Source organism: Novosphingobium sp., from assembly GCF_020852455.1.
Classification (GTDB): domain Bacteria; phylum Pseudomonadota; class Alphaproteobacteria; order Sphingomonadales; family Sphingomonadaceae; genus Novosphingobium.
In genome coordinates, this window is record NZ_JADZAT010000010.1 from 26,643 (window position 1) to 51,474 (window position 24,832).

Below are 24,832 nucleotides of genomic sequence, written 5' to 3' on the forward strand. Positions count from 1 at the left end.
AGGCCGCATTTTTCCCGCACACATCGGCGCAATGCGCGAATGGGCTGACTTCACGATCGAGAGCGAAGCGGATGGCGCACAGGTTGTGGCGCTGGCCGGGCCGCTGATCGTCAGTTCGGTGGGCGAACTTGACCAGCGGCTGCGCGGGCTTGCCGGGCCGGTGGCGCGGATCGATCTGGCCGGGGTCGGCGCGATCGACACCGTTGGGGCCTGGATCGTATCGCGTCTGGCCGACGAGTTTGGCGCCACGGTCAGCGGCGCCAGCAAGGAAGCCCGGCGGCTGATCGCCGCGGTGCGCGAAAAGCCGCAGGACGAGGAGACCGGCGCTGCGGATGAACAGCTTTCTCCGCTAACCGGCCTGCTGGTCCGGGCCGGTGAGTTCACCATGGGCTATGTCCACGGGGTGCTGGAACTGCTGGGGTTTCTGGGCGCGCTGCTGATTGCTGCGGCGCGGGCGCTGCGGCATCCGTCGCGGATCCGCTGGATTTCGCTGGTTCGCCAGATCGAGCTGGTCGGGGTGGGGGCCTTACCGATCGTTGGCCTGATGAGCTTTCTGATCGGGATCGTGATCGCCCAGCAGGGCGCGGTGCAGCTGCGCCAGTTCGGGGCGGAGATCTACACCGTCAACCTGACCGGACGGCTCAGCTTTCGCGAACTGGGCATCCTGATGACCGCGATCATGTTCGCGGGCCGTTCAGGCTCAAGCTTCGCCGCGCAGATCGGCACGATGAAACTGACCGAGGAAGTCGATGCAATGCGCACCATCGGCGTTTCTCCGATGGAAGCGCTGGTCCTGCCGCGGGTGATGGCATCGGTGCTGATCATGCCGCTGCTAGGGTTCTATTCGGCAGTGCTGGCGATCATCGGCGGGGCGTTCATCTCGATGTTCGCGCTGGAAATCCCGTTCTTCACCTTCCTGACCCGGATCCAGGAAGTGGTGCCCCGGCATGACCTGTGGGTCGGGTTGATCAAGGGGCCGGTGTTCGGGCTGATCGTGGCGCTGGCGGGGTGCTATCAGGGCATGCGGGTGCACGGAAATTCCGAAGAGGTCGGGCTCAAGACCACGGTGGCGGTGGTCCAGGCGATCTTCGCGGTGATCGTGCTCGACGCCTTCTTTGCGGTGTTCTTCACCGAAGTGGGGTGGGGATGAGCTCCGACCTTTTCGACGGTCAGTTCCCGATCGTAGTCGAAGGGCTGAAGAACGAATTCGGCCCGCACGTGATTCACGAGAACCTCGATCTGCAGGTGCGGCGCGGGGAAATCCTGGGCGTGGTGGGCGGATCGGGCACCGGCAAATCGGTGCTGATGCGCTCGATCATCGGTTTGCAGCAGCCCAGCGAGGGCCGGATCGAGGTGCTGGGCCACCAGATGGGCGAACCGCGCGAACCGGGCGAGGTTGACGTGCGCAGCCGCTGGGGCGTGCTGTTCCAGGGCGGGGCGCTGTTTTCAACGCTGACCGTGGCCGAGAACATCGAGGTGCCGCTCAAGGAATTCCATCCCGAGATCGGGCCCGAACTGCGGCGCGAGATTGCCGAATACAAGGTCCGCCTCTCGGGCCTGCCGCCCGAAGCGGCGGACAAGTATCCCAGCGAGCTTTCGGGCGGCATGAAGAAGCGCGCCGGGCTGGCCCGGGCCCTGGCGCTCGATCCCGAACTGCTGTTCCTGGACGAACCGACCGCCGGGCTTGATCCGATCGGTGCCGCCGCGTTCGACGCGCTGACCGATGAATTGCAGGACACGCTGGGCCACACCGTGTTCCTGATCACCCACGATCTGGATACCCTGTACGAGATCTGCGACCGGGTGGCGGTGCTGGCCGATCGGCAGGTGATCGCGGTCGGGACCATTCCCGAACTGCTCGCGCTCGACCATCCGTGGATCCAGGAATACTTCAACGGTCCGCGCGGGCGCGCGGCCAAGGCATCGCAGCAACGCGCCAAAGCGATGGACAAGCTGGCCAAAGCGGGGGAATAGAGGGGCGATGGAAACCAGGGCCAATCATGTCTGGGTGGGAGCGATCTCGCTGGCCTTGCTGGGGCTGCTGGCGGCGGTGATCATCTGGATCGCGCGGCTGGGCGAAGGCAGCAAGAACGAATACGACATCTTCTTCAAGCAGTCGGTCGATGGCCTGTCGAAGGGCTCGGCGGTAAATTTCTCGGGCGTGCCGGTGGGGCAGGTCAAGATCATCGAACTGTGGCACAAGGACCCCGGTTTCGTGCGGGTGCGGATCGCGGTGGACAAGGATGTGCCGGTGCGCCTGGGCACCACGGCCACGATCCAGAGCAATTTCACCGGGGTTTCGAACATCCAGCTGGAAGGGGCGAGCAAGGATGCGCCGCTGCTGGCCTGCGATGCCGAAAACCGTAGCGCGGCCTGCCCGGAAGGCGTGCCGGTGATCCCGACCAAGCGCGGGGGGCTGGGCGAACTGCTCAATTCCGCGCCGGTCCTGCTGGAACGGCTGGCCACCCTGACCGAGCGGCTGACGCTGCTGTTCTCCGACAAGAACCAGCAATCGATCGAGAATATCCTCGCCAACACCGACCGGATGACCGGCGAACTGGCCAATGCCTCGCCGCAGGTCCAGCGCACCTTGCTTGAGCTGCAGACCACGCTGGTCCAGGCCCAGGCGGCACTGGCGGAATTCCAGCAGGTGGCCGGATCGACCAATGCGATGATGAACGAGGATTTCCGCCCGATGGTGAACCAGTTCAACAAGTCGCTCAAATCGATCCACAAGGCGTCCGACCAGCTGGACGGGTTGCTGTCTGATATGCGGCCGGGGGCGCAGCGGCTGAACAACAGCACCCTGCCCGAAGCCGAAGCGACGATCCGCGATCTGCGGGCGACTACCAAGAGCCTCAGGGCGATGACCGAAAAGCTCAACGAGCAGGGCGCCAAGGGCCTGCTGGGTGGCGATCAGTTGCCGGATTACAAGCCATGAAGGGGATGAAGGGCATGGGGCCTGCTGCCAAAATCGCGGCCGCGAAGCTGCTGGCCGTGCCGGCGCTGCTGCTGACCGTGGCCGGTTGCGTCAGCCTGGGCGGGGGCAAGCCGCCGCCATTCCTGCTCAGCCTTTCCGCCAGCACCCAGGTTCCCGCTGGTGCTGCCGCCAGCGGCACTGTCGCCAGCGCGATCATGGTGATGGAGCCGGAAACCGATCAGCGGCTAGCCGTGCTGCGGGTCCCGGTCCAGGTCGATGATACCCAGGTGGCCTACCTGGTCGGCACGGCCTGGGTCGAACGCCCGTCGCGGCTGTTCCGCGGCCTGCTGGCTGAAACCTTGCGCAGCCGCACCCAGGTGCTGGTGCTGGAAGATACCCAGGCCGCCCCGGTCAGCGGTACGCGGCTGTCGGGCCGGCTGATCGACATGGGTTTCGATGCGCGCAACCAGTCGGTGGTGGTGCGCTTCGATGCGATGCGCACCGGCCCCAAGGGCGAATTGCAGACCAAGCGGTTCGAAAGCGTGGTGCCGGGCGTGCAGCCCAAGCCCGAATTCGTCGGCCCCGCGCTGAACAAGGCGGCCAACGACGTGGCCGGGCAAGTGGCCGACTGGGTGGTGGCAGGCCAGGCCTAGGCCGTGCCCGGTGCCTGTCGCAGCAGGTGCGTGAAATCGCCCTTGCGCGATAGTGCATCGGCCAGCGAATAGCCGTCGAGCACGGCCAGGAACGCGGCCAGCGCTTCATCGAACATGCTGGTCAGCCCGCAGGCCGGCGCGATCAGGCAGGCACCGCATTCGACCAGTTCAAGGTCGAGTTCGGTATGGCGGACCAGCGATCCGATCATGATCTGTGCCGGTGGACGGGCCAGGCGGATCCCGCCGCTCCGACCGCGCACACTTTCGATATAGCCCGCACCGACCAGGTCGCTGACCACTTTCATCAGGTGGCTTTGCGATACGCCATAGGCGCGTGAGATTTCGGCGATCGAGGCCAGGCGGCCCGGTTCGCGGCCCAGGTAAAGCAGCACGCGCAGGGCGAAATCGGTGTAGCGGGTCAATCGCATCGCAGCGCTCCCATAAACATTCTTTTGTTTTGCATGTTTTGTGACGGGCGTATAGATGCGCCGCAAATGAATGATTAAAGCGAGTCGCGCCGATGCTGACCCTTGACGAGAACGGACTGAGCCAGCTGGTCGATGCCTTCTATGCCCGGGTCCGCGCTGATGCGGCGCTGGGGCCGATCTTCAACCGGGCAATTGCCGACTGGCCAGAGCATCTCGACAAGCTGTCGGCCTTCTGGTCCTCGGTCATGCTTTCAAGCGGGCGTTACAAGGGCCAGCCGGTCCCGGCGCACCTCAAGCATGCCGAGACCCTGACCCCCGCGATGTTCGAGCGCTGGCTGGGGCTGTGGGCCGAAGTGACCGAGGCCATGTTGCAGCCGCAAGCGGCCGCCGAGCTGCAGGCCAAGGCCGGCCGGATCGCCGAAAGCCTGCAACTGGCGCTCACCTATCGGCGCGGTGCCGGGCTGTCGGCCTAACCCCGCGCCAGCCGCGCGAAATCGAGCGCGGCGCTGAAGGCGGCGAAGCGGCGGGCGCGGCGGTCCTCGGCCTCGTGGTCCTTGCCCCACAGTTCGGCCTGCCAGGCTTCCTCAAGCTCGGCCGCTTGCCACAGCGCGGCGGCATCGGCGTCCGGCTGCAACGCGGCCAGCCCCACCACCAGCGATGCCGCCAGCGCGGTCAGCGTGGTCAGCGCGGCGAGGGCGAAATCGCTTTCAGCGGCCAGCACCGCCTGCAGCCGGTCAAGCGTCGCGGCGGGCTGGGCGCGGTGGATCACGCCCGCGACGCGTTCGAAATGGACATCCCAGCGCGCTTCGGCAGCGGCCAGCAGCGGGTCCCACAGTTCGGCCTGGCGCTGGTGGAGCGCATCTTCCGGATCGGCGCGATAGCACAGCGTATCGGTTTCGGCGTAGCGCAGCAGGGCGGCGATCGCGGCGCCGCGATCGGGCGCAATGACATCGATCGCCAGATCCGCCAGATCGCGCAGCACGAAGCGCGCGGGATCGACTTCTTCGCCCTGCGCCGCCCACTCGGCCGCCAGGGCCTCTGCCAGTGGGCGACTGGGAACCAGCTGGGCGCGCTTGCCCTGGGTCTTGACCGCGCGCCCATCGAGCGTGACCTGAAAGGCGCCGTCCGCTTCGGCAATTGCAACCGCTGTCCAGAACCGCTTCATGGCTGCGGCGATTTCCACTTGCGGGCCAGGAACGGTGGCAGCAGCAGCAGTTCGAGCAGGCCGAAGACCATGAAGACCACCCCGGCCGGCTTCGGGATCGGCAGTTTTCCGGCGACGATCGCCATGCCCACCGCGATCAGCGCGACGCTGGCCAGGCGCACGGCGGAAAGGATGAAAAAGCGCAGCCGGGCGTCGCTCTCTTGTGCGTTCATTGCAACAGTTCCTTCAGATGAGCGGGGCTGGTGGCGACCGCTTCTGCCCCGGCTTCAAGCAATTCCTCGACCGTGTGATAGCCCCAGTCCACCCCGATCGCCCGCACTCCGGCGTTGACCGCCATGGCCATGTCGAATTGGGTATCGCCGATCATGGTGCAGTGCCGCGCCTCAACCCCGGTTTCCGTCAGCGCCGTTTCGACCATCGAGGGATGCGGCTTGGACGGGTGGTGATCGGCGGTTTGCAGCGTGGCGAAGTGTGCGGTCAGGCCGTGGGTGGCCAGGCAATGTTCCAGCCCGCGCTGGCTCTTGCCGGTGGCGACGCCCAGCACCCAGCTTTCGGCTGCGAGGTCACCGACCAGTTCGGCAATCCCGTCGTAAAGTGGCTCAACCAGTTGCCCGGATTCGCGCGCGGCGCGGAAGATCCGGCGATAGGCCGCATCAAGCTCGGCGCGGATCGCCTCATTGGTATCGGGCGCCAGCAGACGGATTGCCTGCGGCAGGCTCAGCCCCACGATCCGGCGCACCTGATGGCGGTCGGGCGCGGGCAGGCCCAGTTCGGTAAAGCTCGCTTCCATCGCGTTGACCACGCCGGCCTGGCCATCAACCAGCGTGCCATCGCAATCGAACAGGGCCAGCCGCCGGGTCACGGCGCCAGGGTGCGCATCAGCTGGGCGATGGCGGGTGAACCTTCGGCTTCCAGCCCGGCGGCCAGCCGCTCGCGCTCATCCAGGCTCTTGTTCTGGCTGAGCTTGATCGTTTCACGCCAGCCCTGCACTTCCAGTTCGAAGCCGACGATTGCCGATAGCATCGCCCGCAGCTTTTCCTCGGGCAGCTTGTCCATGGTCCAGGGCTTGCCTTCGCTGACCTGCGCCTCGTGTTTGTCAGACAATGCGGTGATCTGTCCCAGCAGCCCATCGCTGTCCATCCGCCGCACCCGGCCTTCCAGTTCGACCGCGACATAGTTCCAGGTCGGGACCTGGGTCTGGTCGGCGTACCAGCGCGGGCTGATATAGCCATCAGGGCCGTTAATCACCGCCAGCGCGGTTGCGCCGTCGAGGTGCTTGGTCAGGGCATTGCCGCGCGCCAGGTGGAATTGCAGCGCGCCATCGCCGGTCCACAGGAACGGCACATGGGCCACGCGCGGGCCATCGGGGGTCTGCGCGAACAGCATGCCAAAGCCCACTTCATCGACCAGCATTTCCAGCAGTGCGCGGTCCTGGTGGCGATAGATCGGGCTGGGATGCATCATTTCTTTCCTGGCTTGGGTGAGCCTTTACCCTTGGTTGGCCCGCGCTTCTTTGGCGGCTTTCCCGGGGCGGAGGCGGGGCCGGCACCGCGGCTGCGGCGTTCGCCGCGCCGTTCCTTGCGGTACTGCTTGGCATGGGCCTTGGCCGCGGCCTTGCGCTGCTCCTTCTCGGGCGGGGCAATATAGACCGGGGCATTGTCGCCATCGGCCTCGTCAAAGCCCAGCTGGGCCAGGCTGGCGGCAAAGTGTTCAGGCAGCGGCGCGGTTACGTCGATCTGGTCGCCGTCGGGATGGTCGATGATCAGCCGCCGGGCGTGGAGGTGCATCTTGCGGCTGATCGAGCCGGACAGGAAAGCTTCCGGCCCGCCATATTTGCCATCGCCGACAATCGGGTGGCCAATTGCCGCCATGTGCACGCGCAGCTGGTGGGTGCGACCGGTCAGCGGTTGCAGTTCAACCCAGGCGGCGCGGTTGCCGGCGCGGTCGATCACCCGGTAGCGGCTGCGCGCCTTCTGCCCTTCGCCCGACTTGTCGACCATCATCTTTTCGCCGCCGCTGCCCGGCTGCTTGGCCAGCGGCAGGTCGATCAGGCCATCGGCGATCTCGGGCACGCCGGTGACCAGCGCCCAATAGACCTTGCGCGCCGAACGCCCCGAAAAATGGCGCGAGAAGAAAGCGGCGCTGCCCGGGGTGCGGGCGATCAGCAGAACGCCCGAGGTATCCTTGTCGAGCCGGTGGACCAGCCGGGGGCGGGGACCATCCATGGCATAGGCATCAAGCAGGCCATCGACATGCGAGAAAGTGCCGCTGCCGCCCTGCGTGGCAAGGCCGGGCGGCTTGTTGAGCACGATCGCGGCGCGGTCCTGAGTCAGCACCATCGAATCCGCCAGCGCCAGCTGTTCCTCGGTCAGCGGCTTGCGCGTCCGGGGCTTGCGTTCGGGCGTATCGCCGCCGGGGGGCACGCGCAGCACCTGCCCGGCGCTGAGCCGATCGGCCGGATCGGCGCGCTTGCCATCGATCCGGATCTGCCCGGTGCGCGCCCAGCGGCTGACCGTGGCAAAGCCGACCTGCGGCAAGTGGCGCTTGAACCAGCGGTCAAGCCGCACGCCGTCGTCATCGGCGCCAACGGTGAACTGGCGAACTTCCGTACTCATCCTGCTACCCGCATCATGGCCAGCCCCGCAAACAGGCCGCCCAGTCCGGCTGCCAGCGACAGGGCGGCATAGGCAAAGGCCGTGGCCAGGCTGCCGCGCTCAACCAGCAGCGCCAGTTCCAGGCTGAAAGCCGAAAAGGTGGTGAACCCGCCCAGCACGCCAACCCCCAGCAGCAGCCGCCAGCCTTCGCCGTGCGCACCGTGGCGGGCCAGCCAGCCGGCCAGCAGGCCCATCGCCAGGCTGCCCAGCACATTGACGCTCAGCGTCGCCCAGGGAAAGGCGCTGGCCGCGACCGGGCCGATCGCGCGGGTCCAGGCCAGGCCGGTCAGATAGCGCAACCACGCGCCCACCCCGCCGCCCAGGGCGACATAGAGCGATGCGGCAAGGAAGGATGGCGGCGCGGTCACAGCTGCGGCCTTAGGTTACTCGCCGGATCGCAGCAAGGCCAGAAGGGCGGCGGCACCGAGGGGGAAGTTCGCGCGGGGTTGCGACCGGTGCCGCCGACTGCGTTCTAATCCGGTTTCGACTGGCCGCTTCATGCAGATTGGTCCGATCCGGTGCTAACCGCGGAAACGAAACTGTGGCCGTCAGGCCATGATTTTGGCCGGGCCGGGCTTGCCAAGCGTGCCGCATGGTGCTAGCCGCCCGCCGGTTCGAGCCGATCCTTCAAGGGATTCGGCCAATTTCGTGTTTATCGAATCAATTGGATGCACCCCCGCGAGGGACAAAGCGGGGCTCTCTTCCATTGTTTGTGAGGTGGCTTAATTTATGCAAATTCTCGTCCGCGACAACAATGTCGAGCAGGCTCTGCGCGCGCTCAAGAAGAAGCTGCAGCGTGAAGGCGTGTATCGCGAGATGAAGCTGCGTCGTCACTACGAAAAGCCCAGCGAAAAGCGCGCCCGTGAAAAGGCTGCCGCTGTCCGCCGCGCCCGCAAGATGGAGCGCAAGCGGATGGAACGCGACGGCGTCAAGTAAGTTGCTCCACGCCCGCTTGAATGGCGGGCCGTGTTGGGCCATGAGGGCGCGGAACAATTCCGCGCCCTTTTGCATATCTGTCAGACAGGAATCCGCATGACCGAAGTGACCCGCGTACCGCTGCAGCCCATCGCCAAGGGCGCCTTGACCAAGTTGTGGCTGGGGGTGCTGGCCGTGGCGCTGGCCGCTGCGGGCCTGGCCTGGGCCTCGTTGCCCAAGGGCGTTGATCTGGAAACCGTCAAGGCCGGCAGCGGCAAGGCCGTGACCGAAGCCGACGTGGTGGTGATCAATTACACCGGCAAGCTGCTGAGCGGTAAGACCTTCGATGAAGGCCAGCAGACCCCGCTGCCGGTTACCGGCATGATTCCGGGCTTCACCGAAGGCCTGCTGAAGATGAAGCAGGGCGGCAAGTACAAGCTGACCATCCCCGCCGCCAAGGCCTATGGCCCTGAGGAAAAGAGCAATCCGCAGACCGGCGAAGTGGTGATTCCGGCCAACAGCGATCTGGTTTTCGATATCGAGATCCTGCAGGTCATGCCGCGCCAGCAGTTTGAGCAGATGATGCAGCTCCAGCAGATGCAGCAGATGCAGCAGGCCCAGGGCGGCGAAGGCGCCGAAGCGCCGGGCAAGGATGCCCCCAAGTCGTCGCCGAAGACCAAGTAAGCACAGGATAGACGCGAACATGTCGGTTGATACCGCCACCGTGGCCAAGATCGCCGCGCTGGCCCGCATCAAGGTGGGCGAGGCCGAGCTCGAGGCGATGGTTCCCGAACTAAACGGAATCCTCGCCTGGGTGGAGCAGCTGGGTGAAGTCGATGTGACCGGGGTCGAACCGATGACCGCGGTGATCGAAAATCACCTGCGGCTGCGCGACGACGTGATCGATGCCGATCCGCTGACCGCCGGGGGCAAGCGCGACGCCGTGCTTGCCAATGCCCCGGCGCGGCAGGACGGGTTCTTCGGCGTGCCCAAGGTGATCGAATAATGACCGATCTTACCGAACTGGGCGTCGCGGCAATCCGCGACGGCGTGGCCAAGGGTGACTTCACCGCGGTTGAAGTGGCCGAGGCGTTCAACGCCAATGTTGCCGCCGCGCAGGCTGCGCTCAATGCTTTCATCGTTGCCACGCCTGACGCCGCGATCGAAGCCGCCAGGGCCACCGATGCGCGCCGCGCGGCGGGGCAGCCGCTGGGCAAGATGGGCGGCGTGCCGATCGGCATGAAGGACCTGTTCGCCACCAAGGGCGTGCAGACCACTGCGGCCAGCCACATCCTTGAAGGGTTCAAGCCCGAATACGAATCGACCGTTTCGCAGAACCTGTGGAACGCCGGTGCGGGCATGCTGGGCAAGCTCAACCTTGACCAGTTCGCGATGGGCTCGTCGAACGAGACCTCGTATTTCGGCAATGTCATTTCGCCCTGGCGGCGGAACGATGGCGGCAATGCGGCGATGGCTCCGGGCGGCAGCTCGGGCGGCAGTTCGGTGGCGGTTTCCGCACGGCTCGCCCCGGCGGCGACCGGCACCGACACCGGCGGTTCGATCCGCCAGCCCGCCGCTTTCACCGGCATTTCCGGGATCAAGCCGACCTATGGCCGTTGCAGCCGCTGGGGCATCGTCGCCTTCGCCAGCAGCCTCGATCAGGCCGGGCCGATGGCCCGCGACGTGCGTGACTGCGCGATCATGCTGGAAGCGATGGCCGGGTTCGATCCCAAGGATGCAACCAGCCTCGACCTGCCGGTTCCCGAATGGGAAGCGGGCCTTTCGGGCGATCTCAAGGGCAAGAAGGTTGGCGTTCCGGTTGAATACCGGATGGACGGGATGGACGCCGATGTCGCGGCCAGCTGGGATCGCGGGATCGAATGGCTGCGGGACGCCGGGGCCGAGATCGTCGAGGTCAGCCTGCCGCACACCAAGTATGCGTTGCCGGCCTATTACATCATCGCTCCGGCCGAAGCCTCATCGAACCTTGCCCGGTATGACGGGGTGCGTTTCGGCCTGCGCGACCTGCCCGATGGGGCCGGCCTGCAGGACATGTACGCCGCCACCCGCGCCGCCGGGTTCGGGGCAGAGGTCAAGCGCCGGATCCTGATCGGCACCTATGTGCTCAGCGCCGGGTTCTATGACGCCTACTATACCCAGGCGCAGAAGGTCCGCACGCTGATCAGCCAGGACTTCAAGAACGCCTTCACCCGCTGCGACGTGATCCTGGCGCCGACCGCGCCGACTGCCGCCTTTGGCCTCGGCGAAAAGACCGATGATCCGCTGTCGATGTACCTCAACGACGTCTTCGCCGTCCCCGCCTCGCTGGCGGGCCTGCCGGCCATGTCGGTGCCCGCCGGGCTCAACCGCGAAGGGCTGCCGCTGGGGCTGCAGATCATCGGCAAGGCGTTCGATGAGCAAGGCGTGCTCAATGCGGGCCTCGCGATCGAGAGCCGTGCGCAGTTCAGCGCGAAGCCTGAGCGGTGGTGGTGAGGTAGTTTGGTGCGCGTGGAGGGATTACCGGCCTGGCCGGTGGTCTCTGCAGCTTCGAAGCTCCAGCTCGAACTCCCATCGCACCGCTTCAAAGACCATCGTCTTTGGCGATTGGACTATACGCGCACTGGTGGGGAGGGGAGGAATTCGCACCTCCACAGCCGAAGCACCGCGTTTACAGCGCGGCAGGCTCACTCGTGCCCAGCTTTCCCGGAAATGAAACGGGGCGCGATCGTTTCCGACCGCGCCCCGCGAGCGTCCCGGTGAACGCCGGCCTCAATCGGCCAGCTTCACCAGGTCGTTCATCAGGCCGCTGGTGCCGTTCATCACGGTCAGCTTGTCGACCTTGCTGGCGATGCTTTCCAGCGCCTCCAGTTCCTTCAGCCGCAGCATGACCGGGTTTTCAGCCATGACCTTGGCAGTGTTGAGCAGCGAGCGGGTGGCGTTCGTTTCTTCACGCCGGCGGATGACATTGGCCTCCGCCTCCTTCTGCGCTGCGACCACCTGGTTCAGGATCTCGCGCATATCGCCCGGCAGGATCACGTCCTTGAGGGCGATTTCGCTGACCTCGATCCCGATCGCGGCCATATCGCTGCGGACCTTTTCGGCCGCCTCGGCGTCAACCGTCACCTTGTTTTCAAGGATCTGGTCAAGCGTCTTGGCACCCAGCGTCTTGCGGAAGGCGTACTGCAGCGCGCGGTACAGCGCGTCGCTGAAATCCTTCACGCTGCCGGTTGCCAGGACCGGATCGACCACGCGGTATTCCGCCGCCAGGTTGATCCGCAGGGTCACACGGTCACGGGTCAGGACTTCCTGCCCGGTCACGTCCAGCGACTGGCGGGTCAGGTCGATCAGCTTGACCCCGACCTTCCGCCCGGCCTTCCAGTAGCCATAGACGCCCGCGCCCAGCTGTTCGGCCAGCTGGCCATCGATGCTGACCAGGGCCATCTTGCCCTCGTCAACCTCGACCAGGCTGACCTGCTGCAGCCTGCCCGCGTTGAGCAGCCGCTGGAGCAGCCGGGGTTCGACCCGCAGGCCGGTGCCGGTATCAACCAGTTGCGCCTTCCACGGCCCGGCATCGGTCCACAGCACCAGCTTGCTGTCCGGCGCGAGAACGGTGTTGATGAGCCCATCGCGTTCGATGACTGCAATCTCGTTCTCGCCGGTCCGGTACACGGTCAGGTGCCGCGCAACGTCCTCGGGCAGCTTGTCGAGCACCGCCTGTTCATAGTTGGACAGGAACAGCATCTGGCCCAGCTTCTGGCGCTCAAGCACTGCCGAACCGTCGCGGTTCTTCAGCACCTGTTCGCCGGGACCGAGGATGCCCTGGACCTGACCCTGGTAGAGCCAGACCGCCCGCTCGCCTTCATCGATGAGCACGCGGGTGCGCCCCATCACAAGATCAATCAAACGCTTCATCATCTCATTCACCATTCAAAATCGCGCTAAGACACGCCATTTCCTTTCTGTTTCATCGTGTTGCTTCGATTCCCGGGCCGAAGATCCGGGGACCGGCGGCACTATCGCCGGCGGGCGGCGGGCAAGCGGGCCTTGCAGCGCGCGGGGCGGACCTGGGGCCGCTTGAAAGCGATCCCGGTCGATCCCGGCGCAGCGCGGCCTTTGCCCGCAGCCTGGCCATTGGCAGTGGCTTCTGGGAAGGCGCGGTCCCGGCCCGGTTCGCCCGCAGGCGTTCCGTGCCGGTCTTTTGCCCTCCTGTCGGCAAGCCGGTCCCCGAACCGGGTCTGGAACAGCGTTTCAAGCTGCTGGTCGTGTAATGACCGAGTGGAGAAGGAATCGAACCTTCGACACCTGGATTAACAGTCCAGTGCTCTAACCAACTGAGCTATCCAATGGTGCGTATGACGGGAGTCGAACCCGCAATGACTTGCGTCATCGGACCTAAACCGATTGCCTTACCGTTAGGCTACACACGCCTGACCACACGAAGCGCCATCCGTACATCGCCCTGGCAGAGCCAGCCGATGCGGGCGGGGATCCGGAACCCCAAACCGTTGATATGCGCCCCGCCCTTGGCCGGGGGAGCGGGCCGTTAGGAGCGTGATTCGGATCGCGCAACAAAAAAATGCAACTTAAAGACATCTTTATGTGTATGAACGGCTTGACTTGATGGCGATCTGGGGCGGACTAAGTGGCGCAATTCTGCCGTTTTGAAAGTGCCGGGCCGATTACTTTGCAGCGCAGACTTTTTTCTCGAACAATGCTTGTGAAGGACGCTGGATGAGCCCGGCAGCGCCTGCGCACCGCTTTGCCGCGCTCGATTCGCTGCGCGGTCTGGCCGCGCTGGGGGTGTTGCTGCACCACATGCCGGCTAGCAACGGGCTGGCCACGATCCCGCTGGCCAGTGCGGGCGGGCTCTTCGTCGATCTGTTCTTTGTCATCTCGGGCTTCGTCATCGCCGAGAGCTATGGCGAGCGGCTGGCGAACGGATTTTCCCGGGCGCGGTTTGCGGTGCTGCGGCTGGGGCGGGTTCTGCCACTACATCTGGTGATGGTTGCGGCCTTTCTGGCGCTGGAGCTTGCCGCCTGGGCGTTCGGATCGGGCGGCCTCAACCTTCGCGCGCCCTTCACCGGGGTTCATTCGGGTGAGCACTTGCTGCGGGCCGTGCTGCTCCTCGATGCGTACATCCCGGAAAAGCGCAATTATTACAATGGTGTTAGTTGGAGTATCGCAGTCGAGCTGCTGCTCTATGCCTTGGCCGCAACGGCTTTTCATGCCGGACGACTGGGGCTGACGGTGTTCATTGCGCTGGGCCTGGGGGCGCTGGTGCTGCAACTGGCTGGGGTCGATATGCTGATCCTGACCAATGCGGTGCAGCGCGGTATGGCCGGGTTCGCAGCCGGGATGCTGTGCTGGCTGCTGTACCAACGCCGCGCCGGGCAAAGCCTGCCAGCCCCCGGCTTGCTTGAGCCACTGGCGCTGGGCTTGCTGTTGCTGTTCGTCTGGAACGCCGAACGCTTTGAGACTGCCGGTCTGGTGGTGGTGCCTTCTGCCTTGGCGGCCTTTGTCTTCGCGCATCAGGCTGGCTGGCTTTCGCGCCTGATGCTGCTGCGCTGGCCGCTGTGGCTGGGGACCGTTTCGTACAGCCTCTACATGGTTCACGTGATGGTAATGGCCCGGATCGCTGACCTGTTCCTGCTGGCCTCGCGTCATCTGGGGCTGCCACTGGCCAGCTATACCTGGCAGGGTGAGACCCCGATCAAGGCGATCGATCTGCCACTGCTGCCCGCGCTGGCGGTTCAGCTGGCGATGATCCTGGCCTGCGCGGGCGTGGCCGGGCTGACCTGGCGCTGGATCGAAGAGCCGGCGCGGCAATGGTCACGGCGGCTGGCAGAGCGGCTTTAGGCCCTTTTCAGATCTCTTTGAGGGCACTATCGGCAGATCCATGAGCAACTATCGCATCCACGGCGCCACGGGCGAATGGGAGGTCGTGATCGGCCTTGAAGTCCACGCGCAGGTCACTTCGCAGAGCAAGCTGTTTTCGGGCGCCGCCACCGCTTTCGGGGCCGAGCCGAATTCGCAGGTCAGTCTGGTCGATGCGGCCATGCCGGGGATGCTGCCGGTGCCCAACCGTGAATGCATTCGCCAGGCTGTCCGCACCGGGATGGCGCTCAATGCCCAGATCAACAAGTGGTCGCGCTTCGATCGCAAGAACTACTTCTACGCCGATCTGCCGCAGGGCTACCAGATCAGCCAGCTTTACCATCCGATCGTGGGCGAGGGCGAGATCGAGGTGGTGCTTGACGACAAGGACCCCGAAGGCAGCACCAAGACGATCGGGATCGAACGCATCCACGTTGAGCAGGACGCCGGCAAGCTGATGCACGATCAGCACCCGACCATGTCCTATGTCGATCTCAACCGCTCGGGCGTGGCGCTGATGGAAATCGTCAGCCGGCCCGACATGCGCAGCCCGGCTGAAGCCGGGGCCTATATCGCCAAGCTGCGCCAGATCCTGCGCTATGTCGGATCGTGCGATGGCAACATGGATCAGGGTTCGATGCGCGCCGACGTCAACGTCTCGGTCCGCCGTCCGGGTGAACCGTTTGGCACCCGCACCGAAACCAAGAACGTCAATTCGGTTCGCTTCGTGATGGCCGTGGTCGAAAGCGAGGCCCGCCGTCAGGTCGATCTGATCGAGGACGGCGGCACGGTGGTGCAGGAAACCCGGCTCTACGATCCCGATCGCAACGAAACGCGGTCGATGCGCAGCAAGGAAGATGCGCACGATTACCGCTATTTCCCCGATCCGGACCTGCTGCCGCTGGAACTGGACGATGCCTTCCTTGACGAATGCCGCGCCAGCCTGCCGGAACTGCCCGATGCCAAGCGCCACCGCTATGAAACCGGGCTGGGCCTGTCGGCCTATAACGCCAATGTGCTGACCGCCGATGTCGAGGTGGCGCGCCAGTTCGAAGCGCTGCTGGCCTCGGTCGCCGCAGCCGCCGGCAAGGGTGAGGGCGATCTGGCCAAGCGGGTCGCCAACTGGCTGCTGTCGGAACGCCCGGGCATCCTGGGGGCGCATTCGCTCAGCGCGGATCATCCCAAGAACTCGCTAGAAGCCAACACCATGATCGTGGTGGCGACCGAAAGCGGGCTGATTTCGGGCAGCAAGGCCAAGGAAATCTTCGAGGCGCACCTGACCAGCGACATCGACCTGGCGGCCGAGATCGAGGCCAACAAGCAGACCAGCGATACCGGCGCGATCGAGGCTGCGGTCGATGCCATTCTGGCCGCCAATGCCGACAAGGTTGCCGAATACAAGGGCGGCAAGGAAAACCTGTTCGGCTTCTTCGTCGGCCAGACGATGAAGGCCATGCAGGGCAAGGGCAATCCGCAGCTGGTCAACCAGGTGCTGCGCGAGCGGCTGGGTTAGTCCTACTCGGCTGGACAAACGAAAGGGCGCCGGAGCAGAATTCCGGCGCCCTTTGTGTTTCAGCCTTGCGGCGAAATCAGCCCTTGCGGGTGCCGTTCATCGGGAAGGTGCCGAATGCGCCAGCCTTGACCGAACCGGTCAGGGTGTCGCCATCGACAGTGGCTTCGCCTTCGAGGGTCATCGGCATCGGGACGGTCATCTTCATCGACCAGGTCAGCTTGTTACCATCGACCTTGCCGTTTTCGAGTTCCATCGAACCCATCGCGCCGACGTTCGAACCGGTGAAAGTGTCGCCATCGACGTTGATGGTCACTTCGCTCTTCTGGTCGCCCATCGGGGTCTTGGTCACGCATTCATAGGTGCCGGCAACAGACATTCGAACTCTCCTCGCTTACAGTGGGGTAAGTAACGGCATCACTTGCTGCTATCGGGCGCGGAGTCAACCGCTGGCGCGATTTCGATCGGCAGGCCGAGCTTGCGGAGCTGCGGCTCGACCTGCTTGCGGTCGCCCACCACCACGAAGACCAGGCCATCGGCGCCCAGGTACTTGCCGGCCATGGCATTGATCGCCTTGGCATCGACCGCGCGATAGCGGCCGGGCAGGGTGGTCTGGTAATTGTCGGGCAGACCCAGCAGCTGGTTGGACTGGATGGCCCCCAGCACCTGGCCGTTGGTTTCGTACTGGTTGGGCAGCCCGCGCACATTGCCTTCGGTCACCCGGTCGAGCTCGACCTTGTCGACCCCCTTGGTCAGCGGGAAGGCGCGCAAATGGCCCAGGATGGTGGAGATCGAATCCCCGGTGCGATCGGACTGGACCGGGGCCACCACCAGCAGCGAGCGCGGCCCCATCGGGCTGCGCACCGTGCTGCGCACGCCATAGGACCAGCCCTTTTCCTCGCGCAGGTCCATGTTGAGGCGCGAAAGGAACCCGTCGCCCAGCACTTCGTTGGCCAGGCCCAGCGCTTCCAGCCCCTGGTCGCGGCCAGTGATCGGCAGCACCCGCCCGGCGACGATCACCGATTGCGGTGAATTGGGCCGGTCAATCAGCACGATCCGGGGGCGCGGTGTGGGCACCGCGGCGTCAAGCGCCTTGGCCGGACGCGGTGTGGCCGGGGCCTGCCAGCTGCCAAAGCTGGCCTCGAGCATCGGCCTCAGCTGCTCCATGGTTACATCGCCAACCACGGTAATGGTCACATTGTCACGGCGCAGCCACTTGCCGTGTGCGGCGCGAAGGGCAGCCGGGGTCAGCGCCGCGACCGAGCGGGCATCGCCCAGTCCGTCGCTCAGCTGGCCATAGGGGTGCCCCGGCCCGAACAGGATTGGCCCCATGTTGCGCGTCGCCAAGGCGCGCGGGCTGGCATTGGCCTGGGCGATCTGCGACAGGCGCTGGTCGCGGGCGCGCGTGACGTCGTCGTCGCGGAAGGCCGGGCGCAGCACCACTTCAGCCAGCAGGTCAAGCGAGGGCTGGAGGTTGGCGCTGAGCGCGCTCATCGTCACGTTCGAGGTATCAAGGCCGGCCCCGGCGCCGATGCTGGCGCCCAGCCGCTCCTGTTCCTCGGCAATCTGGGTGGCATCCAGCCCTTGCGTGCCTTCGTCGAGCAGGGTCAGCATCAGCGACTGGGTGCCGGGGCTGTCCTGCAGGTCGGCGGCGTGGCCGGCGTCGAAGCTCAGGCTGACCAGCACGCCTGGCACTGCGGTGCGGCGTGCCAGGATCACCGGGATCCCGTTTGGCAGGGTGGCGCGTTCCAGCGCCGGGAAGGTCAGGTCACCCACCGGATCGACCGGCGGGAAGGCCCGCTTGGGCCCGGTGGCAAGCTTCGCCGCAGGCTTCTTCGCATCGGGACGCGGCGGCGTGCTGATCGCCTCATCGCCCCAGCCGCCCATTACCTCGCCGCGCTCGGTGCGTTCGCCGGGGCTGACGGTCAGCGCATAGACCGGGCGCGACAGCCAGCGTTGCAGTGCGCCCTGGACTTCGCCCGGGGTCAGCGCGGCGATCCGTTCCAGATCGGTCTTGTACTGCGCAGGATTGCCCGAATAGAGCAGCCCTTCGGCCAGGGTTGAACCCTTGCCGCCGAAATTGCCGACCGGTTCAAGGCTGGCGATCTGACCGGAAACCGCGCCGGTGGCCGCGCGGCGCAGTTCGTCTTCGCTGGGGCCATCCTTGATCAGGCGGGCCACCTCCTCGTCCAGCGCGGCTTCGGCCACCTTCGGATCGATCCCCGGTTTCACGTTCATTTCAACCTGGATCACGCTGACCTGTTCATACTGCGCGACATAGGCGGTGACCGAGGTGGCCAGCTGTTTGCCGCGCACCAGGTTGTTGTCGAGCCGCGAGCTGGCCAGCCCGCCCAGCACCCGCATGCCCATATCGAGCGCGGGGGCATCGGCATGGGCCATGCCGGGGCCCGACCAGACCCGATAGAGCCTGGTCTGCGGCACCTGGTCCTTCATCTCGCGGCGCACCGGCGCGGCCAGGGTGACCGGGCTGGCATCCAGCTTGCGCACTTCGGGACCGCGCGGGATGTGACCAAACCATTTTTCGACCATCGGCCGGGCGGTGGCGACATCGATATCACCCGACAGCACCAGCACCACGTTGTTGGGGGCGTAATTGTCGGTGAACCACTTGCGCACGTCGCCCAGGCTGGCGGCGTTGAGATCGGCCATCGAACCGATCGTGTTGTGCCGATAAGGGTGACCAACCGGGAACAGGCCATCGCCGATCGCATAGTCAACCAGGCCGTAGGGCTCATTGTCGCCCTGGCGCTTCTCGTTCTGGACAACCCCGCGCTGCTTGTCGAGCTTGTCCTGGCTGACCGCGCCCAGCAGGTGGCCCATCCGGTCACTTTCCATGAACAGCGCCAGGTTGACCGCCCCCTTGGGCACCACTTCGACATAGTTGGTGCGATCGAACGAAGTCGATCCGTTGGTCGAGGTCGATCCGGCGCCTTCCAGCGGGATATCGAAATTGGGGACGTTTTCGCTGCCGCCGAACATCAGGTGTTCGAACAGGTGGGCAAAGCCGGTGCGGCCCTTGGGCTCGCTTTTCGAACCGACGCGGTAATAGGTCGTCACGCCCACGATCGGCGCCTTGCGATCGGTGTGGACGATCACCTGCAGGCCGTTGGAGAGGGTGAACTGCTCGTAGGGAATATCCACCGCCTTGACCAGTTCGCTGAGCGGAGCAGGCTGGGCCTTGGCTTTGGGTGCAGGGGCGGGTGCTTCGGCCGGAGGCGGCGGGGCACTGGCCAGTTCGGCACCGGGCGCCGAAGCGCAGGCGCTGAGGGCAAGGGCCAGGAGCGAAGCGGAAACAAAACGGCGCATGGACATGAAAACTCCCCGGAATTTCGCTCCTTGGTGGGCAAATTAAGGCCTTCCGCCCAGCGCAATTCGACGAACCGCATGAACCGTCCCATCGCCGGATGGCAAGGCCCCTTGCGAATCGCCCGCGCGGCTCTAGGGTCGCCAGCTTCGCCCGCCTGGTCGGGCCTTGGGGAGGTCGCTTTGCCGAATCTGCGCGCTGTGCTGCTGGCCGCGCTGGGTGCCGTGATGGCGCCTGGCCTGCTGCTGCTGGGCGCGGCGCCGCTGGCGGCACAGGGCACCCCGGTTCCGGCCGTGCTGGAAGAGATCAAGCCGGTAACCGCCGATGATGGCCAGGCGGCCTTCATGCTGCGCTTCAGCCCTGATCAGCCGCGGATTGACCCGCTCAACACCAATCCCACGCTGCCGGCGGTGATCTTCCGCAATGCGCTGCGCAGCCCGCGGGTGGTCCAGGGCCTGGCTGGCAAGGGACTGGTCCGCTCGGCCCGTTTTGAAGTGGCCGGGGCCGATCTGGTGCTGCGGTTCGATACCTCGGCTGCGGCCAAGGTGACGGTCGAACCCGCCGGGCAGAACGTGGTTCAGGTCAAGGTCCGCAAGGTCAGCGAGGAAGAGGCGACCGGCAGCCGCCCGCTTGGGTCCGAAGGTGCGGCAGTGGCCCCGGCCAGTGACCTTGGTCCGCAGATGAGTGTGCGGCCAGGGGAAAGCTTTGAGCTGATCCCGCTGAAATACGCCGACGTCAGCGAAGTGATCGGCTTGCTGGTCGAAGGGGCAACGATCGAGCCGAACAATGTCTTTATCCGCCGCGAACCGGGCTTTGGTTCGCTGGGATCGGGCAACCAGAACAGCTATATGCAGCCACCCCAGCAGCAGCAGCAACCGCAAAAGCAGCTTGGCCAGTCGTTCGGCAACGGGCTGGGGGTCGATCGCCGGCTCAATGCGATCTGGGTATCGGGTTCGCCTGAGCGGATTGCCCATGTGAAGCAGCAGGTGGCGCTGATCGACGTGCCGGTGGACAGCGTGATCCTGGAAACCCAGTTTGTCGAACTGACCGAAACCGGGGCCAAGAACCTGGGGATCGATCTCAACAACTCGAACGGCCAGATCGCGGTCGGGCGGATCGAAACCGGCGCGTTCCTGCCCGGCAGCATCAATCTGGATCCACGCGATGTGCTGCCCTCAGGCGTGCTGCAGGCGGCGATCTACGCCCAGGTCGAAAGGGGCGAGGGGCGAATTCTCTCGCGCCCCCGGATCTCCGCGCAAAGCGGGGCCAGCGCCAAGATCATCACCGGGGATGCCTTGCCGATCCTCACCGCGATTACGCTGTCGGGGGTCAACGGGGTTTCGCAGCAGGTCCAGTATGTCAACGTCGGTGTGACCTTGCAGATCGCTCCGCGGGTTTCACCCGATGGCTTTGTCACCGCCCAGCTTTATGGTGTGGTCTCATCGGTCAGTGGCTATAGCCAGGGCTATCCCACCATCAGCCAGCGCGAGGCGGAGACCTCGGTCACGGTGCGTGATGGCGAAACATTCGTGATCGGCGGACTGACCCAGGAAAACATCATCAAGCGCAAGAGCAAGGTTCCCGGACTGGGTGACATCCCGCTGGTTGGCAACCTGTTCAAGGTTGAACGATCGAGCAGTTCGAAGACCGAGCTCTATATCGTGATTACTCCGCACATTGTCCGGCATCGGCGCTTCGATCAGACGAGCGTTCCGGATGCAGTGCCAACTCCGGCACCAGCACCATAACGGAGCGATGCTGGCGCACGAATACTGCTGCTGACGCCGGTCTAATTCATATAAATTTCAATAAGTTCCATTCGTGGTTCGACAACAACCGTTCGTCGCGATTTTCCACAATTGCGGGTTTCTCCGGCTCGACAGTCAGGGTCTGCGCGTTAGTCTGGCCGGTACGACAGGCAGCGGGTCGCCGCCTGTCCAATAACCTATCGGAGGGAAGATGCTGAAGAACAAGACTTTGCTCGGCCTTGCACTGGCCGGGCTGCCGATGATTGCACTTGCCGCTCCTGCCCATGCGCAGGTCGCCGGCGAAAAGATCGCCAACTCCTACATCTGTGTATTCAAGGCCAACACTGTGTCGCGTGGCCAGGTTGAATCCGAAGCCCACCGCTCGGTCAAGGCTCAGGGCGGCCAGGTCAAGCACGTCTATCGCGCGGCGTTGCAGGGCTTCAACGCCAACATGCCGGCTCAGGCAGTTGAGCGTATGCAGGCCGCCAATCCCAACATCGCCTATTGCGAGCAGGACCAGGTAATGGCCGCGCCGCCGATCCGGGCCGAAGCCAAGCCGGGTGGCGGCGGTACTCAGCCGCCGCAGGAAACCCCGTGGGGCATCGCGCGTGTTAACGGCGGCGGAGCGGGCACGTTCGGTACGGCTTGGGTAATCGATTCAGGGATCGATCTGACGCACCCTGATCTCAACGTCGATACCGCGCGCAGCCGCAGCTTTCTGGGCGGCACCACCACTCCGGCTGACCAGAACGGCCACGGCACCCACGTTGCGGGCACCATCGCTGCGCTCGACAACGGCATCGGCGTGATCGGCGTTTCGCCGGGGGCCAGGGTGGTTGCGGTTCGCGTGCTTGATCGTCGCGGTTCGGGTTCGAACTCGGGCGTGATCGCCGGCGTCGATTACGTTGCGCAGAACGGTCAGGCGGGCGACGTCGCCAATATGAGCCTGGGCGGCGGAGTTTCGACCGCGCTTGATACGGCGGTGGTCAATGCTGCTGCCGGCGGCGTGAAGTTCGCGCTGGCGGCCGGCAATGAAACCGACAACGCCAACAACCATTCGCCCGCGCGTGCCAACGGCACGAACGTCTATACCGTTTCGGCCTTTGCCAACGGCAACACCTGGGCCAGCTTCTCGAACTATGGCAACCCGCCGATCGACTATGCCGAGCCCGGCGTGTCGATCAAATCGACCTGGCTGAGCGGTGGTTACAACACCATCAGCGGCACCTCGATGGCCACCCCGCACCTCGCAGGGATCCTGCTCGCGCGCGCCACCCCCGCCAGCGGCGGCACGGTGACCGGCGATCCGGCTGCTCCGGCGGATACTATCGGCACCCGCTGATCGCGGCATGGCCAAAACCGAAGGGGCGGTCCGCGCAGGCGGGCCGCCCTTTTGCTTTGGTCAGTTCGAAACCACCTTGCGGCTGCGGGCATGCCGGGCCGCGTCCTCGCGGGTGAACCACACCGGCTTGAACCGGTGAGCGACGAACAGCGGGGCCTGGTCGGCATAGTGCGGGCTGGCCGGACGGGTCGTGGCCGCGCCATAGGGCTGGATTGACTGCGAACGCAGCGTGCCATCCTTGCTCCATTCGACCAGCATGATGAAGCTGTCACCATGCTTGACCGACAGCCGCCCGTCGGGATCGACGGTCCAGTCGGTCGCCGCGCGCAGGGTATCGCCGCCGCCGTCCATGGGCAGGTCAATCGAGCCCTGGCGGATCCGGATCAGCTCGCCCAGCGGCGGGTCGATCCGCCCGAAATATTTGCTGAGGTGCGCCGCCGCCTTGGCCAGTTCGGCCTTCGGATCGGGCAGCGGCTCAAGCCCGTAGCTGTTCTTCATCGCCTGTTCGAGCACCAGAACCGCCAGCGCATCGGCCGCGCCCTTGCCGTCGGCGGTCAGGTCCCAGCCGGCCAGCAGGGCCTGGGCCTTGCGCAATTCCGGCTCGCCGCGCAGGTCGAGCCTGGCGATGCCATCGAGCATGTAGGCGACATAGCCGGCGCGCTCATAGCCGGTGTCGAACTTGGTCCGCAGCAGCCGGTCGCGCCCGATGGGGCCGGGTTCGGCCAGCAGCTTTGCGGCGCGGCGCGCCCGGTTGGTCAGGTCCAGTTCTACCCCCCAGATCGCCGGGATCGCGCCGGGATCAAGCTCGCTGCCAGGACCAGCGGCGAGCAGCGGGGTGTTGTTCGAATTGAATACATAGCCCGAGGCCGGGTTGACCACCTTGGGATAGCTCGCAAACGGGATCGAGCGCTGCCAGATCAGGTCCGAACGGGTCCCATCGACCGGGTAGCGCCAGTTCGGCCCCGGCTTACGATCGGGCATGGCGGCGTTGTAGAGATAGGCGATGGTACCGGTCTTGTCGGCGTAGATGAAATTGGTAGCCGGCACGCCCTGGATCGCCATCCCGGCCTGCCATTCGGCGAAGTTGCGGGCCTTGGTGATCCGGTAATACTGCTCAACGCTGCGCAGATTGCCGATTCCGGCATAGCGCACCGCCATCGCCCCGCGGCCATAGAGCATCGCCGGGCCGTGGACAGAACGCAGGACCGTGCGCGGGATCGGCAGGGTGAAGGGGCCAAACCGTACCGGCAGCCAGACCCTGGCCTGCTCGAACGGCCGCCACTGGCCGCCCAGCTTGTAGCTGCGCTTGTCGGGACTGGTTTCCAGTTTGTAGAGGTCGATCAGGTCCGGACGGTTGACCGTGTTGGTCCAGCCCAGGTCCGCGTTGTGGCCCATGAAGGGATAGGGCGATCCGGGGAAGGTCGCCCCGGCAAAGTGCCAGCCCTGATCGCTGTCGATCACCAGTTCATACCAGGCCACCCCGCCGCGATAGGGCTGGTGGCTGTTGGACAGCAGCCGGGTGGTGCCATCGCCCGCGCGCTGCGGGGCCACGGCAAAGGCGTTGGAGCCGGCCTGGCTGGCATCCGCCCCCATCGGCAGCGGCATCGGGTGGCTGGGGATGAAATCATCGCCGTGCGTTGCGCCCGGCGTGATCGGCGGAGCGAGGCCGAGTGGGGGACCATGTTCGGGCAGTAGCTCGGCACCCTCGCTCAGCGGGCGCAGCACCCGGTCCATCCCGAAGAAGAACGGCAGCCGCAGCGCAAAGCCGGTGGCGATATCCTCGCCGTTGACCGGGAACAGCCGGGCCAGCTTGATTTCGCGCGGGTGCTGCCGGGCAAAGTGGTTGAGCCCGCTGGCATAGGCATCGAGCACCGCGCGGACATCGCCCGGCAGTTCGCCGTAATGCGCCCGCGCGGTCTGGCGCGCGCCCAGCCAGTGGTAGGCAAAGTCCACCCCCGCGCCGTCCGGCCCGGCAATCGCGCCAAACCGGCCGCGGGTCATCGCGACGACGTCCTGCAGGGTCGAAAAGTCATCCTCGGCATGGGCTACGGCAACGCCAAAGGCGGTATCGGCATCGGTCTTGCCGTGGATATGCGGTACGCCAAATCCATCGCGCAGGATCTCGGCCGAATAGTGCCGCTCGGGCGGTGGCGGCCCGGGCTGCTCGGCCAGGAACGGTTCCCAGCTGGCCAGGCCGACCAGTGTGGTCAGCGTGACACCCAGCGCGGTCCAGCCCGCACGTTTTGCCCATTTGCGCATGATCAATCGTCCTCCCCGCTGCACTGTGGTAGCCTTTGG

At 65.5% G+C, this 24,832-nt stretch carries 24 protein-coding genes and 3 tRNA genes; 13 read left to right on the forward strand and 14 right to left on the reverse strand.

Annotated elements, in window-relative coordinates; all coding sequences use genetic code 11:
• Positions 1-31: 31 nt before the first annotated feature.
• Genes IT549_RS04150 through IT549_RS04165 form a run of 4 tightly spaced genes read left to right on the forward strand, consistent with a single transcriptional unit; the run spans position 32 to position 3,573 of the window.
• Positions 32-1,150, forward strand: a complete 1,119-nt coding sequence (locus tag IT549_RS04150; RefSeq protein WP_292970178.1) for an ABC transporter permease — start codon at positions 32-34, stop codon at positions 1,148-1,150.
• Positions 1,147-1,974, forward strand: coding sequence for an ATP-binding cassette domain-containing protein (locus IT549_RS04155; RefSeq protein ID WP_292970179.1), 828 nt, complete (start codon positions 1,147-1,149; stop codon positions 1,972-1,974). The genes IT549_RS04150 and IT549_RS04155 overlap by 4 nt, the downstream gene beginning before the upstream one ends.
• Before the next feature lie 7 nt (positions 1,975-1,981).
• The gene (locus tag IT549_RS04160; RefSeq protein WP_292970181.1) at positions 1,982-2,941 is read left to right on the forward strand and encodes an MlaD family protein; all 960 of its coding nucleotides are present in this window, start codon (positions 1,982-1,984) and stop codon (positions 2,939-2,941) included.
• Positions 2,938-3,573: an ABC transporter gene (locus IT549_RS04165; protein ID WP_292970182.1), complete on the forward strand. Its 636-nt coding sequence runs from the start codon at positions 2,938-2,940 to the stop codon at positions 3,571-3,573. Before IT549_RS04160 ends, IT549_RS04165 begins: the two co-directional genes overlap by 4 nt.
• Here the strand turns inward: IT549_RS04165 and IT549_RS04170 are convergent.
• Complete coding sequence (locus IT549_RS04170; protein WP_292970184.1) at positions 3,570-4,001, reverse strand: Rrf2 family transcriptional regulator; 432 nt, start codon at positions 3,999-4,001, stop codon at positions 3,570-3,572. The genes IT549_RS04165 and IT549_RS04170 overlap by 4 nt on opposite strands.
• Positions 4,002-4,093: 92 nt before the next feature.
• On the opposite strand from IT549_RS04170, the gene IT549_RS04175 reads away from it, so the two are divergent.
• Positions 4,094-4,474, forward strand: coding sequence for a group III truncated hemoglobin (locus tag IT549_RS04175; RefSeq protein WP_292970186.1), 381 nt, complete (start codon positions 4,094-4,096; stop codon positions 4,472-4,474).
• Here the strand turns inward: IT549_RS04175 and IT549_RS04180 are convergent.
• The 6 genes from IT549_RS04180 to crcB are packed head-to-tail and all read right to left on the reverse strand — an operon-like array spanning position 4,471 to position 8,188.
• Positions 4,471-5,166: an ATP12 family chaperone protein gene (locus IT549_RS04180; RefSeq protein ID WP_292970187.1), complete on the reverse strand. Its 696-nt coding sequence runs from the start codon at positions 5,164-5,166 to the stop codon at positions 4,471-4,473. The two genes, IT549_RS04175 and IT549_RS04180, sit on opposite strands and share 4 nt — an antisense overlap.
• Entirely contained in the window at positions 5,163-5,378 is a 216-nt protein-coding gene (locus IT549_RS04185; RefSeq protein ID WP_292970188.1) for a hypothetical protein, read from the reverse strand. The genes IT549_RS04180 and IT549_RS04185 overlap by 4 nt, the downstream gene beginning before the upstream one ends.
• The gene (locus tag IT549_RS04190) at positions 5,375-6,028 is read right to left on the reverse strand and encodes an HAD-IA family hydrolase (RefSeq protein ID WP_292970189.1); all 654 of its coding nucleotides are present in this window, start codon (positions 6,026-6,028) and stop codon (positions 5,375-5,377) included. The genes IT549_RS04185 and IT549_RS04190 overlap by 4 nt, the downstream gene beginning before the upstream one ends.
• Complete coding sequence (locus tag IT549_RS04195; protein WP_292970190.1) at positions 6,025-6,627, reverse strand: FMN-binding negative transcriptional regulator; 603 nt, start codon at positions 6,625-6,627, stop codon at positions 6,025-6,027. Before IT549_RS04195 ends, IT549_RS04190 begins: the two co-directional genes overlap by 4 nt.
• Positions 6,627-7,781: an RluA family pseudouridine synthase gene (locus IT549_RS04200; RefSeq protein ID WP_292970191.1), complete on the reverse strand. Its 1,155-nt coding sequence runs from the start codon at positions 7,779-7,781 to the stop codon at positions 6,627-6,629. Before IT549_RS04200 ends, IT549_RS04195 begins: the two co-directional genes overlap by 1 nt.
• Complete coding sequence (crcB, locus tag IT549_RS04205) at positions 7,778-8,188, reverse strand: fluoride efflux transporter CrcB (RefSeq protein ID WP_292970192.1); 411 nt, start codon at positions 8,186-8,188, stop codon at positions 7,778-7,780. The genes IT549_RS04200 and crcB overlap by 4 nt, the downstream gene beginning before the upstream one ends.
• A 361-nt stretch (positions 8,189-8,549) precedes the next feature.
• Between crcB and rpsU the strand changes: the two genes are divergently transcribed.
• From rpsU to gatA, 4 genes are all read left to right on the forward strand, one after another.
• Complete coding sequence (rpsU, locus tag IT549_RS04210; RefSeq protein ID WP_088310185.1) at positions 8,550-8,756, forward strand: 30S ribosomal protein S21; 207 nt, start codon at positions 8,550-8,552, stop codon at positions 8,754-8,756.
• A gap of 96 nt (positions 8,757-8,852) precedes the next feature.
• Entirely contained in the window at positions 8,853-9,419 is a 567-nt protein-coding gene (locus IT549_RS04215; protein WP_292970193.1) for an FKBP-type peptidyl-prolyl cis-trans isomerase, read from the forward strand.
• Positions 9,420-9,438: 19 nt separating this feature from the next.
• Positions 9,439-9,741: an Asp-tRNA(Asn)/Glu-tRNA(Gln) amidotransferase subunit GatC gene (gene gatC, locus IT549_RS04220; RefSeq protein ID WP_292970194.1), complete on the forward strand. Its 303-nt coding sequence runs from the start codon at positions 9,439-9,441 to the stop codon at positions 9,739-9,741.
• Entirely contained in the window at positions 9,741-11,228 is a 1,488-nt protein-coding gene (gene gatA, locus IT549_RS04225; RefSeq protein ID WP_292970195.1) for an Asp-tRNA(Asn)/Glu-tRNA(Gln) amidotransferase subunit GatA, read from the forward strand. The genes gatC and gatA overlap by 1 nt, the downstream gene beginning before the upstream one ends.
• Before the next feature lie 128 nt (positions 11,229-11,356).
• Here the strand turns inward: gatA and IT549_RS04230 are convergent.
• The 4 genes from IT549_RS04230 to IT549_RS04245 all read right to left on the reverse strand — a co-directional run bounded on the left by IT549_RS04230 (position 11,357) and on the right by IT549_RS04245 (position 13,162).
• A tRNA-Tyr gene (locus tag IT549_RS04230) sits at positions 11,357-11,440 on the reverse strand.
• A 64-nt stretch (positions 11,441-11,504) separates the two neighbouring features.
• Positions 11,505-12,647, reverse strand: coding sequence for a slipin family protein (locus tag IT549_RS04235; protein ID WP_292970196.1), 1,143 nt, complete (start codon positions 12,645-12,647; stop codon positions 11,505-11,507).
• A 360-nt stretch (positions 12,648-13,007) separates the two neighbouring features.
• Positions 13,008-13,080, reverse strand: a tRNA-Asn gene (locus IT549_RS04240).
• Positions 13,080-13,162, reverse strand: a tRNA-Leu gene (locus IT549_RS04245). The genes IT549_RS04240 and IT549_RS04245 overlap by 1 nt, the downstream gene beginning before the upstream one ends.
• A gap of 304 nt (positions 13,163-13,466) precedes the next feature.
• Between IT549_RS04245 and IT549_RS04250 the strand changes: the two genes are divergently transcribed.
• Both IT549_RS04250 and gatB read left to right on the forward strand, forming a co-directional pair.
• Positions 13,467-14,591: an acyltransferase gene (locus tag IT549_RS04250; protein ID WP_292970197.1), complete on the forward strand. Its 1,125-nt coding sequence runs from the start codon at positions 13,467-13,469 to the stop codon at positions 14,589-14,591.
• Between the two features lie 40 nt (positions 14,592-14,631).
• Complete coding sequence (gene gatB, locus IT549_RS04255) at positions 14,632-16,122, forward strand: Asp-tRNA(Asn)/Glu-tRNA(Gln) amidotransferase subunit GatB (protein ID WP_292970198.1); 1,491 nt, start codon at positions 14,632-14,634, stop codon at positions 16,120-16,122.
• A 76-nt stretch (positions 16,123-16,198) separates the two neighbouring features.
• Here the strand turns inward: gatB and IT549_RS04260 are convergent, their stop codons facing one another.
• Together IT549_RS04260 and IT549_RS04265 are read right to left on the reverse strand one after the other, a co-directional pair.
• A complete protein-coding gene (locus tag IT549_RS04260; protein WP_292970199.1) occupies positions 16,199-16,498 on the reverse strand; it encodes a hypothetical protein in 300 nt (99 codons plus the stop codon).
• Positions 16,499-16,536: 38 nt separating this feature from the next.
• A complete protein-coding gene (locus IT549_RS04265; protein WP_365776158.1) occupies positions 16,537-19,452 on the reverse strand; it encodes a pitrilysin family protein in 2,916 nt (971 codons plus the stop codon).
• 174 nt (positions 19,453-19,626) lie between these two features.
• Between IT549_RS04265 and IT549_RS04270 the strand changes: the two genes are divergently transcribed.
• Both IT549_RS04270 and IT549_RS04275 read left to right on the forward strand, forming a co-directional pair.
• A complete protein-coding gene (locus IT549_RS04270; RefSeq protein WP_292970200.1) occupies positions 19,627-21,192 on the forward strand; it encodes a type II and III secretion system protein in 1,566 nt (521 codons plus the stop codon).
• Between the two features lie 211 nt (positions 21,193-21,403).
• The gene (locus IT549_RS04275) at positions 21,404-22,534 is read left to right on the forward strand and encodes a S8 family serine peptidase (protein WP_292970201.1); all 1,131 of its coding nucleotides are present in this window, start codon (positions 21,404-21,406) and stop codon (positions 22,532-22,534) included.
• Positions 22,535-22,594: 60 nt separating this feature from the next.
• Here IT549_RS04275 and IT549_RS04280 read toward each other — a convergent pair whose 3' ends face one another.
• Positions 22,595-24,793 (reverse strand): penicillin acylase family protein, encoded by a 2,199-nt coding sequence (locus tag IT549_RS04280; RefSeq protein ID WP_292970202.1) that lies wholly within the window; start codon positions 24,791-24,793, stop codon positions 22,595-22,597.
• Between the last annotated feature and the right edge of the window lie 39 nt (positions 24,794-24,832).

Excerpts from the sequence above, each read along its gene's own strand:
- IT549_RS04150 (WP_292970178.1), top strand. The coding sequence starts at position 32 with ATGCGCGAATGGGCTGACTTCACGATCGAGAGCGAAGCGGATGGCGCA.
- IT549_RS04155 (WP_292970179.1), top strand. The coding sequence starts at position 1,147 with ATGAGCTCCGACCTTTTCGACGGTCAGTTCCCGATCGTAGTCGAAGGG.
- IT549_RS04160 (WP_292970181.1), top strand. The coding sequence starts at position 1,982 with ATGGAAACCAGGGCCAATCATGTCTGGGTGGGAGCGATCTCGCTGGCC.
- IT549_RS04165 (WP_292970182.1), top strand. The coding sequence starts at position 2,938 with ATGAAGGGGATGAAGGGCATGGGGCCTGCTGCCAAAATCGCGGCCGCG.
- IT549_RS04170 (WP_292970184.1), bottom strand. The coding sequence starts at position 4,001 with ATGCGATTGACCCGCTACACCGATTTCGCCCTGCGCGTGCTGCTTTAC.
- IT549_RS04175 (WP_292970186.1), top strand. The coding sequence starts at position 4,094 with ATGCTGACCCTTGACGAGAACGGACTGAGCCAGCTGGTCGATGCCTTC.
- IT549_RS04180 (WP_292970187.1), bottom strand. The coding sequence starts at position 5,166 with ATGAAGCGGTTCTGGACAGCGGTTGCAATTGCCGAAGCGGACGGCGCC.
- IT549_RS04185 (WP_292970188.1), bottom strand. The coding sequence starts at position 5,378 with ATGAACGCACAAGAGAGCGACGCCCGGCTGCGCTTTTTCATCCTTTCC.
- IT549_RS04195 (WP_292970190.1), bottom strand. The coding sequence starts at position 6,627 with ATGCATCCCAGCCCGATCTATCGCCACCAGGACCGCGCACTGCTGGAA.
- IT549_RS04200 (WP_292970191.1), bottom strand. The coding sequence starts at position 7,781 with ATGAGTACGGAAGTTCGCCAGTTCACCGTTGGCGCCGATGACGACGGC.
- rpsU (WP_088310185.1), top strand. The coding sequence starts at position 8,550 with ATGCAAATTCTCGTCCGCGACAACAATGTCGAGCAGGCTCTGCGCGCG.
- IT549_RS04215 (WP_292970193.1), top strand. The coding sequence starts at position 8,853 with ATGACCGAAGTGACCCGCGTACCGCTGCAGCCCATCGCCAAGGGCGCC.
- gatC (WP_292970194.1), top strand. The coding sequence starts at position 9,439 with ATGTCGGTTGATACCGCCACCGTGGCCAAGATCGCCGCGCTGGCCCGC.
- gatA (WP_292970195.1), top strand. The coding sequence starts at position 9,741 with ATGACCGATCTTACCGAACTGGGCGTCGCGGCAATCCGCGACGGCGTG.
- IT549_RS04235 (WP_292970196.1), bottom strand. The coding sequence starts at position 12,647 with ATGAAGCGTTTGATTGATCTTGTGATGGGGCGCACCCGCGTGCTCATC.
- IT549_RS04250 (WP_292970197.1), top strand. The coding sequence starts at position 13,467 with ATGAGCCCGGCAGCGCCTGCGCACCGCTTTGCCGCGCTCGATTCGCTG.
- gatB (WP_292970198.1), top strand. The coding sequence starts at position 14,632 with ATGAGCAACTATCGCATCCACGGCGCCACGGGCGAATGGGAGGTCGTG.
- IT549_RS04260 (WP_292970199.1), bottom strand. The coding sequence starts at position 16,498 with ATGTCTGTTGCCGGCACCTATGAATGCGTGACCAAGACCCCGATGGGC.
- IT549_RS04265 (WP_365776158.1), bottom strand. The coding sequence starts at position 19,452 with ATGTCCATGCGCCGTTTTGTTTCCGCTTCGCTCCTGGCCCTTGCCCTC.
- IT549_RS04275 (WP_292970201.1), top strand. The coding sequence starts at position 21,404 with ATGCTGAAGAACAAGACTTTGCTCGGCCTTGCACTGGCCGGGCTGCCG.
- IT549_RS04280 (WP_292970202.1), bottom strand. The coding sequence starts at position 24,793 with ATGCGCAAATGGGCAAAACGTGCGGGCTGGACCGCGCTGGGTGTCACG.